This window comes from Gottfriedia acidiceleris (assembly GCF_023115465.1).
GTDB classification, from domain to species: domain Bacteria; phylum Bacillota; class Bacilli; order Bacillales; family Bacillaceae_G; genus Gottfriedia; species Gottfriedia acidiceleris_B.
The window spans coordinates 2712663-2728975 of record NZ_CP096034.1; the positions used below are offsets into that span (position 1 = coordinate 2712663).

Annotated in this window: 16 protein-coding genes; 4 read left to right on the forward strand and 12 right to left on the reverse strand. The window is 32.5% G+C overall.

Annotation, left to right across the window (positions count from 1 at the left end):
* Positions 1–87: 87 nt before the first annotated feature.
* From MY490_RS12940 to MY490_RS12970, 7 genes are all read right to left on the reverse strand, one after another.
* Entirely contained in the window at positions 88–1269 is a 1182-nt protein-coding gene (locus MY490_RS12940; RefSeq protein WP_248266097.1) for a branched-chain amino acid ABC transporter substrate-binding protein, read from the reverse strand.
* 304 nt (positions 1270–1573) lie between these two features.
* Positions 1574–4006: a DNA topoisomerase IV subunit A gene (parC, locus tag MY490_RS12945; RefSeq protein WP_248266098.1), complete on the reverse strand. Its 2433-nt coding sequence runs from the start codon at positions 4004–4006 to the stop codon at positions 1574–1576.
* Positions 4006–5979, reverse strand: a complete 1974-nt coding sequence (gene parE / locus MY490_RS12950) for a DNA topoisomerase IV subunit B (protein ID WP_248266099.1) — start codon at positions 5977–5979, stop codon at positions 4006–4008. Before parE ends, parC begins: the two co-directional genes overlap by 1 nt.
* 522 nt (positions 5980–6501) lie before the next feature.
* The gene (locus MY490_RS12955) at positions 6502–6912 is read right to left on the reverse strand and encodes a CoA-binding protein (protein WP_248266100.1); all 411 of its coding nucleotides are present in this window, start codon (positions 6910–6912) and stop codon (positions 6502–6504) included.
* 100 nt (positions 6913–7012) lie between these two features.
* Positions 7013–8209: a S1C family serine protease gene (locus MY490_RS12960; protein ID WP_248266101.1), complete on the reverse strand. Its 1197-nt coding sequence runs from the start codon at positions 8207–8209 to the stop codon at positions 7013–7015.
* Positions 8210–8290: 81 nt separating this feature from the next.
* Positions 8291–10081 carry a sensor histidine kinase gene (locus tag MY490_RS12965; protein WP_248266102.1) on the reverse strand — a complete coding sequence of 597 codons (1791 nt, stop codon included), beginning with the start codon at positions 10079–10081 and terminating at the stop codon, positions 8291–8293.
* A gap of 3 nt (positions 10082–10084) precedes the next feature.
* Positions 10085–10759: a response regulator transcription factor gene (locus tag MY490_RS12970; protein ID WP_248266103.1), complete on the reverse strand. Its 675-nt coding sequence runs from the start codon at positions 10757–10759 to the stop codon at positions 10085–10087.
* Between the two features lie 176 nt (positions 10760–10935).
* Between MY490_RS12970 and plsY the strand changes: the two genes are divergently transcribed.
* A complete protein-coding gene (gene plsY / locus MY490_RS12975) occupies positions 10936–11538 on the forward strand; it encodes a glycerol-3-phosphate 1-O-acyltransferase PlsY (protein ID WP_069032376.1) in 603 nt (200 codons plus the stop codon).
* Between the two features lie 97 nt (positions 11539–11635).
* Here plsY and MY490_RS12980 read toward each other — a convergent pair whose 3' ends face one another.
* On the reverse strand, positions 11636–12001 hold the full coding sequence (locus MY490_RS12980) for an acyl-CoA thioesterase (protein ID WP_248269372.1): 366 nt from the start codon (positions 11999–12001) through the stop codon (positions 11636–11638).
* 280 nt (positions 12002–12281) lie between these two features.
* Here MY490_RS12980 and MY490_RS12985 point away from each other — a divergent pair, with 280 nt between their 5' ends.
* The 3 genes from MY490_RS12985 (at position 12282) to MY490_RS12995 (ending at position 14752) form a co-directional block, all read left to right on the forward strand.
* Positions 12282–12443: a hypothetical protein gene (locus MY490_RS12985; protein ID WP_248266104.1), complete on the forward strand. Its 162-nt coding sequence runs from the start codon at positions 12282–12284 to the stop codon at positions 12441–12443.
* Positions 12430–13317 (forward strand): prohibitin family protein, encoded by an 888-nt coding sequence (locus MY490_RS12990; RefSeq protein WP_248269373.1) that lies wholly within the window; start codon positions 12430–12432, stop codon positions 13315–13317. Before MY490_RS12985 ends, MY490_RS12990 begins: the two co-directional genes overlap by 14 nt.
* Positions 13318–13465: 148 nt before the next feature.
* A complete protein-coding gene (locus tag MY490_RS12995; RefSeq protein ID WP_248266105.1) occupies positions 13466–14752 on the forward strand; it encodes a glycosyl hydrolase family 18 protein in 1287 nt (428 codons plus the stop codon).
* A gap of 53 nt (positions 14753–14805) precedes the next feature.
* Here MY490_RS12995 and tlp read toward each other — a convergent pair whose 3' ends face one another.
* The 4 genes from tlp to MY490_RS13015 all read right to left on the reverse strand — a co-directional run bounded on the left by tlp (position 14806) and on the right by MY490_RS13015 (position 16129).
* Complete coding sequence (tlp, locus tag MY490_RS13000) at positions 14806–15039, reverse strand: small acid-soluble spore protein Tlp (RefSeq protein ID WP_248266106.1); 234 nt, start codon at positions 15037–15039, stop codon at positions 14806–14808.
* A gap of 43 nt (positions 15040–15082) precedes the next feature.
* Complete coding sequence (locus tag MY490_RS13005) at positions 15083–15223, reverse strand: acid-soluble spore protein N (protein WP_056476763.1); 141 nt, start codon at positions 15221–15223, stop codon at positions 15083–15085.
* A 144-nt stretch (positions 15224–15367) separates the two neighbouring features.
* Positions 15368–15505 (reverse strand): FbpB family small basic protein, encoded by a 138-nt coding sequence (locus tag MY490_RS13010; protein ID WP_082459651.1) that lies wholly within the window; start codon positions 15503–15505, stop codon positions 15368–15370.
* A 72-nt stretch (positions 15506–15577) separates the two neighbouring features.
* Positions 15578–16129: a TlpA family protein disulfide reductase gene (locus MY490_RS13015; protein ID WP_248266107.1), complete on the reverse strand. Its 552-nt coding sequence runs from the start codon at positions 16127–16129 to the stop codon at positions 15578–15580.
* Positions 16130–16313 lie beyond the last annotated feature (184 nt).

Consider the following 16313-nt stretch of genomic DNA (forward strand, 5'->3'; position numbering starts at 1 on the left):
TACAATTTTTTCATCTTATTGAGAGAAAAAGAGTATCACATTTTACAGGATACTCTTTTCTTTAAGACTGGTAGAGTTTGTTTCTAATTATGGTTTAGTAACTTCGCCTTCTTGAGTACCAGGGTATTTAGCTTCTTTAAACGTATAAATAAATACTTTCGCGTATTTGTTGTCCCCTTTATCGTCGAAGCCCACCTTCGTTACTACACCATCATAATCTTGAATTGCACGTACTGCTTTTTCAACTTGTTCACGTGTTGGCGTTTTTCCTTTATTATCGTTGATCGCATTTTTTAATCCTTCTAATAAAACGCCAGCAGAATCATAACCGTAAGATGAGAACGATTCAATGTTTTTATTAAATTTAGCTTTATACGCGTCAGCAAAAGCTTTACCTTTATCAGTTTTTAACGTATCACCAGCTACTGAAGTATAGTAGAAGTTTTTAACAGCATCTCCAGCAATATCAACTAAACCTGAAGAGTCCATTCCATCTCCACCCATGAATGGGATGTTTAATCCTTTTTCACGAGCTTGTTTTAATAAAATTCCACCTTCAGCATAAAGTCCACCGAAGAATACTAAATCAGGCTTTTTCGCAATTGCGTTGTTTAGTACTCCGTTAAAGTCTTTATCTCCGATTGAGATCCCTTCTTCACCTAAAATTTTAGCGCCTAATTTCTCAGCAGCAGCTTTGAATTCATTAGCTAAACCAGTTCCGTAAGGTGTTTTATCTTGAATGATAAAAATATTTTTTGCTTTTAAAGTATTAACAGCGAAATTTGCACCTGCAGGACCTTGGAAGTCATCACGAGCACAAATTCGGTTAACGACTCCTAATCCACGATCAGTTACTTCATTTGCAGTATTTGAAGGAGATACCATTACAATATGGTCTTTCTCATACTTTACAGAAGAAGGAATTGCTACACCAGAGTTTAAGTGTCCTACAACACCAAGGATTTTATTGTCTGCAGCTAACTGCTCAGCATTTGCTACACCTTTTTTTGGATCCCCTTGGTCATCATAAGGTACAAGCTTTAAATCAAAGCCTAATTTTTTGAAAGCTGCTTTTTGATCCTCTAAAGCAAGCTGAGCTCCAAGTTTAATGGAATCACCTAAAATTGCATTATTACCAGATAATGGTGTATTTGTCGCAATTTTAATGACCTGGTTCCCATCCTTTGAACTATTACTACCACAGCCTGCTAAAATACCCGCAGTTAATGATACTGATGCTAAAATTGCAAATCCCTTCTTAAAAACCATATGTACGCCCCCTTAAAAACCTATTTTTTGAAAATTTAAAATTCTTAAGAAAATAGTAAGCTATATTTTTTCGTTAGACAAGTTCTTTCGATTCAAAATATTTCGACAATTATGTCGATTCGTTGTTATTTTAGGTAATTATTCCCATTAATAACCAATTTTCCTTATTTCAAAATATAAAATTAAAGGATTTTAATATAGTTTACTAGGTTAATCTTAAAAATATATTTTCCTAGTATCATTTTACATTTCCCGACAAATTCGACAAAAAAACCTATTCCAAAAAGCTTGGAATAGGCCTAATTTAACTATTTTCTTCTTTTTTATATCGAATGATCGTCTTTATTTCACCAGAATCATCTGTATCCATAACAAATGATCCATTACTAAATTGATCACTATTTCTTAAATCAGTTGGGTCAACCGTCTCAAATTGGCCAGATTTACTTAATAAAGCAAACATATCATTTTCATTTATTGCGTATACCCCAATTAACAAATGAGGATTATTTTTTAAATCTCGTATTACTTTAACACCTCGTGTACCTCTAGAACTTTGAGGGATCGTATCGAGTTTCATTTTTTTAATTGCCCCTCGATGTGTTGCACAGAATATTTCTTTCACTTCATTACTAATTGTGTCTGCAGAAACAACAAAATCATGATCCTTTAAGTTAATTCCTTTAACCCCACCAGCTCTTAAGCCTTGAATACTAATCTCATCAACATTAAATAACAATGTGTATCCTGAACTTGTAGCCAATAACACTTGATCAGTTTCTGAAGTGACACCAGCAAAAATTAAGGAATCATCAGACTTAATTGACATACCGACAAGTGGTTTAGAATATCGTTGTACTTTTAATTGTTGTATACTTGTACGTTTTACAACACCATTTTTAGTGACAAATAAAATGTAATCTTTATTTTCTTCAAAATTATTTACGACCGTAGCAGAAAGAATTGCTTCATCTCGTTCAATAGGAATAATATTAGCAACATGTTGCCCCATATCTTTCCATCTAATATCCTGCATTTCATGTATTGGTAAATATAAATAGTTACCTTTTGACGTAAATAATAGTAGTGTATCTGTCGTTGTACTTTCAATTTGATAAATTAAACGGTCGCCTTCTTTCATACCGTAATCTTTACCATTCGAAGCTGAATAAGATCTTGGACTTGTTCGTTTAACGTATCCTTCACTTGTAACGGTGACTATGACATCTTCTTGAGCGATTATATCTTCCCTAGAAATTTTAATTTCTTCGATCTCTTCTTGAATTGTTGAACGTCTGTCGTCTGCATATTTTAACTTAATTTTCTTTAAGTCTGTTTTGATAACTGACAATAATTTTGCTTCACTGTTTAAAATTGCTTCAAGCTGTTTGATCTTTTTATCTAATTCATCTGCTTCTTCTTGTAAAGCAGTAATATCAGTATTTGTTAAACGATATAACTGTAACATAACAATCGCTTCAGCTTGTTGTTCAGTAAACTCAAATTGAGCGATTAACTTATCTTTTGCATCGCGTTTATCATTTGCAGAACGGATTGTTGTAATCACTTCATCTAAAATCGATAAGGCCTTCATTAAACCTTCTACAACATGTTGGCGAGCTTTTGCTTTTCTTAAATCAAAATTTGAACGATTTGTAATGACTTCTTTTTGATGTTCAATATAAGCATCTAGAATTGCCGGTAATGACATCTGTTTTGGTGTACGATTATAAATCGCAACCATATTGAAGTTATACGGTATTTGAAGCTCAGTATTTTTATATAAATAATTTAAAATTGCTTCGTTATTTGCATCTTTTTTCAGTTCAATGACAATTCGTAGTCCTGTACGATCTGTTTCATCACGTACTTCCGTAATTCCATCAACTTTTCGATCAAGACGAACCTCGTCCATTTTCTTTACTAAATTCGCTTTATTCACTTCTGAAGGAATTTCTGTAATGATTAATGCCTGTTTTCCACCACGTAAATCCTCGGTATGGACACGGCTTCGAATAATGATTTTTCCTTTACCTGTTTCATAAGCTTTCTTAATGCCATCTACACCTTGAATGATCCCTCCAGTAGCAAAATCGGGACCATGGATTACGGTCATTAATTCATCTACTGTACAGTTTTTATTTTCAATGCGCATAATCGTCGCATCGATTACTTCTCCAAGGTGGTGCGAAGGTATTTCAGTTGCATATCCAGCAGAGATTCCTGTACTACCGTTAACTAATAAATTTGGGAACATTGATGGTAGAACAACTGGCTCCATACTCGTATCGTCAAAGTTCGGCACAAAATCTACTGTTTCTTTATCAATATCTCTCAATAGTTCACTTGCTATTGCTGATAATCTAGCTTCCGTATAACGCATAGCCGCTGGAGGGTCTCCATCAATACTACCGTTATTTCCATGCATCTGAATTAATACATTTCTTAATTTCCAATCTTGACTTAGTCGTACCATCGCATCATAAACAGAAGTATCACCATGAGGATGGTAATTACCAATTACATTTCCGACTGTTTTTGCAGATTTACGGTAAGGCTTTTCTTGCGTGTTTCCTTCAACGTGCATTGAATACAAAATACGGCGTTGAACTGGCTTTAACCCGTCACGAGCATCAGGTAATGCTCGTTCTTGAATAATATATTTACTATATCGACCAAAGCGGTCACCTATTATGTCTTCTAAAGGGATATTATATAATTTTTCCGATGATTGCATCAGACATCGCTCCCTTCTGATTCTACTTCAACTTGCTCATTGTTTAAAATTTTATCCTCTTCATCTAAATCAAATACTACATTTGATTCAATCCACTTTCGTCTAGGTTCAACTTTATCACCCATTAAAGTAGTTACACGACGATCCGCTCTTGCAGAGTCATCAATTTTTACACGAATAAGCGTTCTAGTTTCTGGATCCATGGTTGTTTCCCAAAGTTGGTCAGCATTCATCTCACCAAGTCCTTTATAACGCTGAATCATATACCCTTTACCGACTTTTTTGATTGCATCTTGTAAGTCTACTTCTGACCATGCGTATTCGATTACTTCTTTTTTTCCAGAACCTTTACTCACTTTGAATAACGGAGGTAGGGCAATATAAACTTTACCAGCCTCTACTAATGGTTTCATATAACGGTAAAAGAATGTTAATAAAAGTACTTGAATATGCGCTCCATCTGTATCAGCATCGGTCATAATAACGATTTTGTCATAGTTAACATCTTCAAGATCAAAATCACTACCGACCCCTGCACCAATCGCATGAATTATCGTATTAATCTCTTCATTTTTCATTATGTCAGCAAGTTTTGCCTTTTCAGTATTGATAACCTTACCACGTAAAGGTAAGATTGCTTGGAAACGTCGATCACGACCTTGTTTCGCACTTCCACCAGCTGAATCACCCTCAACTAGGTATAATTCATTTTTCTGGGGGTTACGTGACTGTGCAGGTGTGAGCTTACCGCTTAATGAAGTTTCTGATCGTTTTCTCTTTTTACCACTTCTTGCTTCCTCACGTGCTTTTCTTGCAGCTTCTCTAGCTTGAAAAGCTTTTATTGATTTCTTAACTAATGAAGTTGCAATGTCTGGATTCTCTTCCAGGAAATAAGCTAATTGATCTGAAACAACTGAGTCAACAGCTGATCTTGCTTCACTAGTACCTAATTTCCCTTTTGTTTGTCCTTCAAATTGAAGCAGCTCTTCAGGAATTCGTACAGATACAATTGCAGCTAATCCCTCACGAATATCCGCTCCATCTAGATTTTTATCTTTTTCTTTTAAGAGACTTACTTTTCTTGCATATTCATTAAATGCTCTTGTTAAAGCGGTTTTTGCACCAACTTCGTGTGTACCACCATCTTTTGTACGAACATTATTTACGAAAGAAAGCATCGTTTCCGAATAGCCATCATTAAATTGGAATGAAAATTCAACTTCAATTTTATTTTGTAATCCATCAAAGAATACTACAGGATGTAATGCTTCTTTTTCTTCGTTTAAATACGATACAAATGCTTCGATACCGTTTTCATAATAAAACTCTTCAAACGCATCATGCCGTTCATCTTTAATTGTAATTTTTAAACCTTTTAATAAAAATGCTGACTCTCTAAGTCTTTCACATAAAGTATCAAAGTTGAAATTTGTCGTGCTAAAAATGGTTGGATCTGGTTTAAAATGGATCGTCGTACCAGTTCGTCTTGTCTTACCAACGATTTCTAATGAAGTTACTGCTTTACCTCCATCTTCAAAACGTTGCTTGTAAATTGTTCCTTCACGGTGAATTTCTACTGTTAACCATTCTGATAAAGCATTAACTACTGATGCACCAACACCATGTAGACCACCACTTGTTTTGTAGCCGCCCTGTCCAAATTTACCACCTGCGTGTAATACAGTTAAAATAATTTCTGGAGTTGGTTTTCCCATTTTGTGCATTCCAGTAGGCATCCCACGACCATGGTCTTTTACGCTTAAGCTATTATCTTTATGAATAACCACATCTATTTGAGTCCCGTGACCAGCTAATGCTTCATCCACAGAGTTATCTACGATTTCATAAACTAAATGGTGCAGACCTCTACTATCTGTGCTGCCAATATACATTCCAGGTCGTTTACGTACAGCTTCTAAACCTTCTAGTACCTGTATCGCATCTTCGTTATATGTTGTTTCATTCTTAGCCAACACCATTTCTCCTTTCTAACTAAACACTCTCATAAGAACATCTGTTCCATTATATCATATAAGAAATAAAATGTTTCTTCTAATCGTTCATGTTAATGGTTTTTTTCCTAACTTACAAGTCGAACATGAAAAAAAAAATCGGACAAGTTCATAAAAAGCTGGAATTTAGAATCAAGAAAATGCAGGTTTAATGTTGTAATTTGATAAATTAACTTACAAAATTCAATTTTTACAGATCGTGCAAAATGCATTTTAATTGCTTTTCTAAATTGATACATATGTAAAATTACTCGCTAACTCTATTCTCGATCTTCCGTTAAAAAAACTCACTGATTAACAGTGAGCCAGATTTTAAAACAAATTTAAAAATTTAATTTACAGACTGATTGAAAGCGCTTGACTTTCAAAGCACGAAGGGAAGTTTTAAAACAAATTACCTTTAGCGGTGATGAGCATCCCAGCCTAGGTTAAGCAACAAAGAAAACGAGCGTCTGAAGTGAAACAGTGAGCTTTTTTAACGGCCTATCTTGTCATTGCATGCTCAACTTTAATACAACGATCCATAATGACCGTTTTACCATTTTCCTTTAACAATTGATATGCTTCTTCGTTTTCGATGCCAAGCTGTGCAAAGAAAACATCGCAATCAATTTTTAGAAACTCTTCTGCTACAGGTAATAGGTGTTCAGGTCTTCTAAATACATTTACAATATCAATTTTTTCATTTATTTCTGTTAAACTCGCTACTGCTTTTTCTCCCAATACAGTATCAACTGTTGGGTTTACTGGAATAATTTTATATCCAGCATCTTGCATTGCCTTACTTACCATATAAGATGTTTTAGACGGGTCCCCTGATAATCCAACAACTGCAATTACTTTACTTGATTTTAAAATCTTGCCAATTTCTTCTCTTGATGGGTATTTACTCATTTGCTAATCACCCTTTCTGTTTGCATAAATAAGCGAAAAGATTAACTTTTCGCTTATTTTTTATTCTTTTATCATATTTCCTAAGTCAATTGCCTGTCAATCATTGACTAGAAGCTAATGTTAAAGTTGAATTAGTTAACTTTCCATCACGGTAATAAGTAATCTTTAATTTATCACCAACTTTTTTGTGTGAATATAGGTATTCTCTGACAGAAATTACGTCACTTACTGGTTTGTCATCAAGTGCAACGATAACATCTAATTGTTTCATTCCAACTTTCGCAGCAGGAGTGTTTGGATCAACATGTGTAACAACTGCACCTTTAGTTACTGAACCAGGTAATTTTAATGTTTCTTCAATATTAAATTGTGGTATTTCATCAAGTGATTTTAAGCCTACACCCATTACAGGTCGAGTCACTTCACCAAATTTTTCGATTTGGTCTAAAGCTGGTTTTGCAATATTCATTGGAATTGCAAATCCAATACCTTCAACAGCTTGTTCGGCAATTTTACTTGAATTAATCCCGATTACTTCACCTTTTGCATTGATTAAAGCACCACCACTATTACCAGGATTAATCGCTGCATCTGTTTGTATTACTTGAGTTTGGTAATCTGCAACTCCATCTCCATCGATATCTTGTGGTATTTCACGAGCTTTACTACTTACAATTCCTTGTGTTACAGTGCTTTCTAAAAATCCAAGTGGATTTCCAATTGCAATAGCAGTTTCACCTACATTTATTTTTTCTGAATCACCTAATTTAGCGATATTCGTAACATATTTTGCATCAATTGCTACTACAGCTAAATCTAATAATTCATCTGTTCCAACAAGTTTAGCATCAATTAATTGACCATCTGCCATTTTGACTTTTAATTGTTTTGCACCAGCAACAACGTGGTTATTTGTCGCTACTAAAGCTTTATTTCCTACTTTTTTATAAACGACACCTGAACCAGATCCAGCTTCTTCAGTTTCCATTGAAAATGGATTTGATGATTGATAATTATTAACTCCTACTACAAATTTGCGAGCATTTTGGATCGTAGTTGTTAAATCTTCACGTGATACATTAATAACTTGTGTTGGTACAGTATTCGTATCATTATTTGATAAGTTTGCAGGTTTATTTGTTAAGTTAAAAATATCTGGGGATACGATTGAGATCGTTACAGCCCCAATTATAGCTCCAATAAAGCCTGTAACAAGTGGATATCCTCCACGTCTACTTCTCTTTTGTCTTTTATGATTATTTTCATCATATAAATCTGTTTCATCATAATATCCCATAATTCATTCCTCCAATATGTAGGTATCTTTGATTGATATTAATTTAACCCACTCATGTGTATTTGCTGTGAACTTTTTGATTTAATTTAAATATTTTTTTAAATTAAAAATAAATTCAACTCCATCTTCCTTATTATGAACTTTTATAGATGAATGATGTAAATCAAGGATTGTTTTTACGATTGCTAAACCTAAACCTGTTCCACCATTTTGTCTATTTCTAGATTCATCAATTCGATAGAAGCGATCCCAAATTTTATCAATTTTATCAGCAGGGATTGGATTACCTTCATTAAAAATAGAGATATTTACATAATCCTCTTCATCAAATAAATTCATTTTTATGACACTACCTGGGTTACCATAGTGGATTGCATTTGAAAGGATATTAATGATTACCTGTTCTATTTTTCTTTTTTCACCAATAACGAGCGTATCCTCATCTAGATTAAAATTGAAATGACAATGATTATTACTATTTTCAAACATGCGAATAATCACATTTTCTATGCAATCCACAATTAAGAAAGGTTCACTTTTAAGTGTATATGTACCTGATTGAAGTTTGGAAAGTTCTAGCATATCGACAACTAACCCGTTCATCCGATCAACTTCTTTAAGGATTACATCTGCATAATAACCATTTTTTTCAATATTTAATCCATCTTTTAAACCTTCTGCATAACTTTGCACGATACTCAGTGGCGTTTTCAGCTCATGGGATACGCCACTAATAAACTCTTTTCTTATTTGTTCTAACTGTTTTTCTTTTTCAATATCCTTCATTAATTTAACATTTGCCTGCTGTAAATTTTCAATTGTACTAGCTAAATTCTCGGATAAAGAATTAATTGATTTGGATAATTGTCCAATTTCATCATCAGATTGAATATCAATTTTTTCATTAAAGTTTAACTTTGCTAATTGATCTGTTACAGAATTCATTTTCAACAATGGCTTCGTAATCAATTTCGAATAGTAAAAAGAAACGATCACTATCAATAATAAGGCAATAATAAAAGCGTAAATATAAAAATCTTTTAAAACGTACATTGCTTCATTTACTGGTTGTAGTGATGTAATAGCAAAAATAACTTCTTTTGAACCATTACTAGTATTAATTGGGTAAATAAAAACCTTATTTTCTAATCCATTTGCTCGGTCTAAGTAGCGATAAATTAAAGGAAAATCCTCCTCAGTATAGTTGGAAAAATCTTCATTACTCTTTGTCCAATCAGTTATTGCACCCATTAATGAGTTCATTTGAGCTGAATAGGTATATTGATTTGCAATTGGTAAATGTAAATTAACAACCTTCCCTTTAATTTCAATATTCACCATTTCCTGAAGACTATCATTCGTTGACAATTGAACCGTGTTAGACGGTTGATTTTCCTCTTGCCAAACACCCATATTCGTTTTTATATAGAGTGGGATAAAATAATCATCTTGAACATAACCTCGGATTGTAATCCTTGAATTTTCTTTAATATTAAGTCCTAAAATACTGTCTATTTGATCCGAATATAATAGATTATTTAAAGGTACATATACCCTTTTTCCTTCATTCGTAAGAACGGTTAAATCAAAATTATTCTCAGCTTTTAGTACCCCTCTTTTATCTAAAACTGCTAAAGTTGTATTGTATTTGGAATATAGTTTGGATAGTTCTTGTTGAAACTGATTGTTGTTAAATTTCCCCGCTTTATACCCTTTAGCAAATTGTGTTAGTTCTTCAGTTACAATATTTACTTTCTTATTCGTATAAAAAGATTGCATAAAGATTGATTGACTAACAAATACAATTAATAAAAAAATAACTAGTAATAACGTAATGGATAAAAAAAGTTTACGGACTATACTATTTTTCATTTTCTACTCCTCAAATTTATAGCCTACTCTAATAACTGTTGCTATATGCTTTGCTTTGTCTCCCAATTTATGTCTAAGTTTTTTTATATGTGTATCAACGGTTCTTCCATCACCAAAATAATCAAAGCCCCAAATATTATTTAATAATTGATCTCTAGTTAATACGATGCCTTTATTATCAATTAAATAACATAATAATTCGAACTCTTTATTCGTAAGTTGTAATAACTCATTATTAATTGAAGCTGTCCTTGAAGATGTATTGATTGTAATTCCACAAATCGTTTTCGTTTCTTTATCGTCTTCTTTTAAATCAGCCGTTCTTCTAAGTACACTTTTTGCTTTTGCTACTAGAATTTTAGGACTGAAAGGTTTTGTCACATATTCATCTGTTCCTATATCAAAACCAAGTAATTGATCTTCTTCTTCTGAACGAGCAGTGGTCATAATGATTGGTATACTTGATTGCTCTCTAATTAGCTTACAAACTTCCCATCCATCTAATTTTGGTAGCATTAAATCTAGAATAATTAAATCTACTTGATTTTCGTTAAATTTCTTTATGCCTTGTTCACCATCTTCTGCTTCGATTACTGTAAATTGATCGTTTTCAAAATACTCTTTTACGATTTCTCTTAATCTTTTTTCATCTTCAATGATTAAAACTGTCGGGTTCATATTTTTTTCCTTCCATTAAAATTGATCGATATAAGAACATTTACCTAAAATAAAATGTCCTTTGTTTCCTCATTTGAATTAATATTCTAAAGCTACTATCTATATATTCGCTTAAAATTGTGATAAAATCATATGATACTGCACTAATTTATTATTGTTTGAAAAGGAGCTAGAAAATGAGTTTGGTCATTATTGTACTAGCCTATTTAATCGGATCTGTACCGTTCGGTTTAGTAGTTGGAAAAATATTTTACGGAGTAGATATCCGTCAACACGGTAGTGGAAATCTTGGTGCCACAAATACATTCCGTACATTAGGTAAAAAAGCAGGTATTATTGTAACACTTGGAGATATTTTAAAAGGAACACTAGCAGCTTCATTACCTGTATTATTCCATTATCATGGTATTCACCCTTTAATTATCGGTCTAGTTGCTGTAATTGGTCATATGTATCCAATATTTGCCGGTTTTAGAGGTGGTAAAGCGGTTGCAACCTCTGCAGGGATCTTATTATATGCATCGCCACTACTTTTTGTCTGCTTAATTATTATCTTCGCAATTAGTTTAAAAACAACAAAATACGTTTCACTTTCGTCAATGTTAACTGCTTTTTTAGGTACAATTTTAGCATTTATAATGGAATACACTGGACTAATTAAAGACAATGGGTACATAATTACTTATATTTTGATCGTACTTACAATCTTTGTCGTATATAAACATCGTCCAAATATAAAAAGAATTAAAGACAAAACAGAACCAAAAGTAAAATTTTAATAGTATGATAAGCTAAAGATTAGAGATTGAAGATTAATGATCTTCAATCTCTAATCTTTTTTAATCATGATCATTTTGCTTCTTTTATCCCTTAAGCCTACACCATTGCCTTCTCATATGCTTCATACCAGTCAGGGAACATTTTCTTAAATTTAATCGGTCTAAATGTTTCTTTATGAACAAGGACATGTGTTGAATTTCCTATACAGCAAATATCGCCTTCTTCATTTATTATTTCATATTCATAGCTCACTTTAAGTGGTGTAAGTGCTTTTATTTTTGTTTTTACTTTAGCTGTCTGTCCATAACGTAGACTTTTCTTATATGAAACGTTCAAATCGATCACTGGAGAAATGACACCTTGTGATTCCATTTCTGCATAATTAAAACCCAAATCTTTTATTAATTGAGTACGTCCAATTTCAAACCACACTAAATAATTTGCATGGTACACAACTCCCATTGCATCTGTTTCTGCATATCTTACTTCAACTAATTTTTCTGATACCACAACGTTTCACACACCTTTATCACTTCTTATACATTACTAACTATCCTTAGTATAGGTCTGCACTAAGACTTAAACAAGCAATTTGAATCTAATTTAGGTCCACTTTTTTCAGGAAAAAACTAAGTCATTAAAAAATAATAATTGTTCTATTTTTTAACTTATCCTAAATGTTATAATTTTCTTAGAATAATCTAATAATTTTCTAACATTAGAAATTAGGAGGTCGATCTTCTTGAAGGTTCTAGTGGGCTCAATCTTAATCATCCTTCTTTTTTTATTCGGAGTATGGCTTCTTCTTTCTCCAACATTTGAAAAAATTGGTGAGAAATCAGCTAAAGTAAAAAATATTTTAAAGGATAGGGAGGACAAAAATAGTGGAAATTCGTCCAAATGAAAAAAAGAATTCGTTTTTAAATCGTAAACTAATTGGAGGGATTATCGCCGGTATTGCACTTATCTTAATCGCAACAATTCCAACATTATTTATTGAAAAAATAACACCTGGTTATGTAGGAGTTGTCTATTCACCAAATGGAGGAATACAGAAAAATACATTATCACAAGGTTGGAATTTTGTTGGATTATTCGATAAAGTAACAGAATATCCTGTCCGACTTCGTACTGTAGAATATAAAGATGTTGCATTGGCTACTTCAGACGGTAAAAGGATTGAAATGGATTTATCATATACATATAAAATTGATCCTTCTAAAGTAGTATCAATGTTTAACGAGTTTGGACCTGTATCTATCGAAGAAATTGAGGATACATATTTAAAGAAACGTTTACAAGATGCAGCTCGAATTGCAGTATCAAAATACACAGTTTTACAATTATACGGTGAGAAATCAAGTAATGCCTCAGCTGACATTGAAACAATTTATAAAGACGATGTAAAAGTACTTGGATTTTTTGTTGAAAATCTAACACTAGGAACGCCAAAACCCGATGTAAAAACGCAGGATGCAATTGATGCACGTGTTCAAGCTGCCCAAGAAAATGATCGTAAAAAAATTGAACTAGAAACAGCTAAAATTGAAGCAGAAAAGAAAAAAGTAGAAGCCAAGGCTGATGCTGATTCACAACTAATCCGAGCACAAGGTCAAGCAAAAGCGAACCAAGTCATCCAACAAACGCTAACAAATGAATTAATTGAATACAAAAAAGCAGAGAAATGGGATGGAAAACTCCCTACTGTCTCAGGCAGTAACTCAAATATCATTCAATTCCCACTTGATCCAAATAACGATAAAGAAGCAAAAAAATAAGTATTTCTCCTAAAAACCTAGCTTTAGCTAGGTTTTTTATGTTCAAAATTAATTTCAATTTGCTTTTCCACCTAACCTCTTCTAATCCAAACTCTTTGGCATATATTTAATAGAGACGAATATCTACGTTTAATGGAAGGAGATAAACTTGATGCAAATTCATGTTGTAAAAAGTGGAGAAACAGTAATGAGTATTGCAGATTTTTATGGAGTTGAACGCCAAGCACTCATTAATTCAAATGCTCTTGTAGCTCCTTATAAAATAATAAAAGGTCAATCGCTTGTTGTACCAACTACAGGAAATGAATATTTTGTTCAACCTGGTGATAATTTATATGATTTAGCCTTAACCTATGGTGTAACATCAAGTCAAATTGCAACTTTAAGTGGAATTAGTCCGTATGCTTCATTACATGTCGGCCAAAAGCTACATCTTCCACCACGAAAAAAACGCAATATCGAATCTATTGGCTATTTACAACCTACTTCAAACCCAATTAGACCAGCACTTGAAGAAGCGGCTCGAACCGAAAGTAAGTTTTTAACCTATTTAGCACATTTTAGCTTTGATGCAAAAAGAGATGGTACACTAACTGAACCACCTCTTGGAAACATTCCTCAAATCGCAAGAGATAATCGTTGTATTTATATGATGGTTGTCTCTAATCTTGAAAATGGACAGTTTTCTACATCACTAGCAACCGATATATTACAAAGTCCAGCAGTTCAAGATAAACTGATCAATACAATTATAAGTACTGCTAATAAATATGGATTTAGAGAAGTAAATATAGACTTTGAAGACGTTGCTGCGAAAGATCGTGTAGCCTATATTAATTTTTTAAATAAAGTAAAATCAAGGCTGCCTCAAGGATTCATATTGAGTGCTACTTTAATCCCGAAAACAAGTTCAAACCAAAAAGGTAGATTTTACGAAGCTCATGATTATGCTAACATAGGTAAAGTTGTGGACTTTGTAGTAATCATGACATATGATTGGGGCTGGCAAGGCGGTCCTCCTATGGCCGTATCACCGATCGATCAAGTTCGTAAAGTAATCAACTATGCAAAAACCGTAATTCCTGTACCAAAAATTGTCATGGGTCAAAATTTATATGGATTTGACTGGAAAGTTCCATTTAAACAAGGTACTATGGCTAAAGCATTAAGTGCTGAAGCTGCTACAAATTTAGCAATTCAAATGACAAACGAAATCCTTTTTGATAACAAAGCGAAAGCACCTCATTTCCGATATACAGAATCAAATGGACAAAAACATGAAGTTTGGTTCGAAGATGCAAGATCAATTCAAGCCAAGTTTAACTTAATTAAAGAAGAAAATATACGAGGGATATCGTATTGGAAATTAGGATTACCATTTATTCAAAATTGGGAGCTTCTTGAAGCTAATTTTAATGTAGTTAAAAGAGCATAAAGAAAAGCTAGGTATTTATGAGAAATACTCAAAATACCTAGCTTATTTTTTAATCAGTCATTTGTATTATTAAATGCTTGTTCGTCTCTTAATTCACTTTCTAATGCTGCGATAGATTCCTCGCGACGTTGATTTTTAGCTAATGCATTTTGACGATCTTGTTCATTTCCAAATTTCATTGAAGCCTCTGCTTCTTTCATATTTTCCTTCGTATTGTTTATATTATCTTGAATTTTTCTCGCATTATCACTACGATCATCTGGCTTTGGTGTATTTGTATATTCCATCATAAATCACTCCAATTTAAAATTTGTTTTTGTGTTTTGGATTTTACCCGTTATCTACAATAGGTTGCTTTCCAGTAGGATCTTTATACTGCATTTGTTTACCCTTATTCCCACCAGCTGCTTTGTTTTGAGTACCGATATGATTTGGTACAAAATCTTTAGGATGTTTTTTTGGATTTCCCATTTTATCGCCCCCTAGCGATAGTATGAGTTTTGTTGCTGTAAATATGTAAAAGGAAATTAAAAAATGACCAATTTTGATAACAAAAAAAGAAGGAAATAATTCCTTCTCTTGTATAAACAAAATTCGATTTTCAAAATGACTAATTTACTCTGCTTTAGCTTTTCTTTCTAAACGTTCTTCTAGTCGATCATATATTTTATTCAAAGCTTCTTCATCATTTAATAGAGAATTTTTATTTTCAAGAATTAATTCTTGAAACGATTTATGTCTTTTCTTTCTCAAAATAATCACCTCTTCTTTTAATGTTAGTATTGCCAAAAAAAAGAGTTTTCTTACATTTTAGTAAATTTTTTCTTATTTTAAAAATGCATTTAATTGTTTTTCAGTTAATGGTCCAATTTGCTTAAAAACTACTTCCCCATTCGGATTAATAAAGTATGTAGTTGGTATTGAAATCACACCATATTTACGAAAATTATCACCGTTTTCATCAATTAAAATTCGATAATTCATACTATTTTTATTAACAAAGTTCCTGATAAAATTTAAATCCTTTTTCTCGCCAATATAATCCGCAACACCGATCATTTCAATATCCTTATGCTTTTGATGGAATTTCTCTAATGCTGGTATCTCGTCTTGACAAGGAGGGCACCAAGTAGCCCAGAAGTTTAAGATTACTTTCTTACCTTTGAATGACGACAAATTAACCTTCTTTTCATCTAAAGTCATCAATTGTATATCGGGTGCCTGCTGTCCAACTTGAACACCTAATTTTTGAATTGAAGCAATATAAGCATCATTATTATTACTGACTTTTTTCTCTTCTTCTTTTTTCTCATATAATTGAAAAATTGAATATCCTAACGCTACTAAAAGAATCAGCAAAGGAATTACTTTTTTCATACAAATCACCCTTTTAATGAACTATCTCTATTTAACCATAATAAATACAAAAGTGGAACAAGCTCACATATGTTCCTTAGATAATATCTTCTGGATTATCTTTTATTTATTATTTCCATTCAAATTATCTTAATTTAGTCCACTTTTTTTATATTTTTTACAGGAATGCCTTATTAATTCGTAA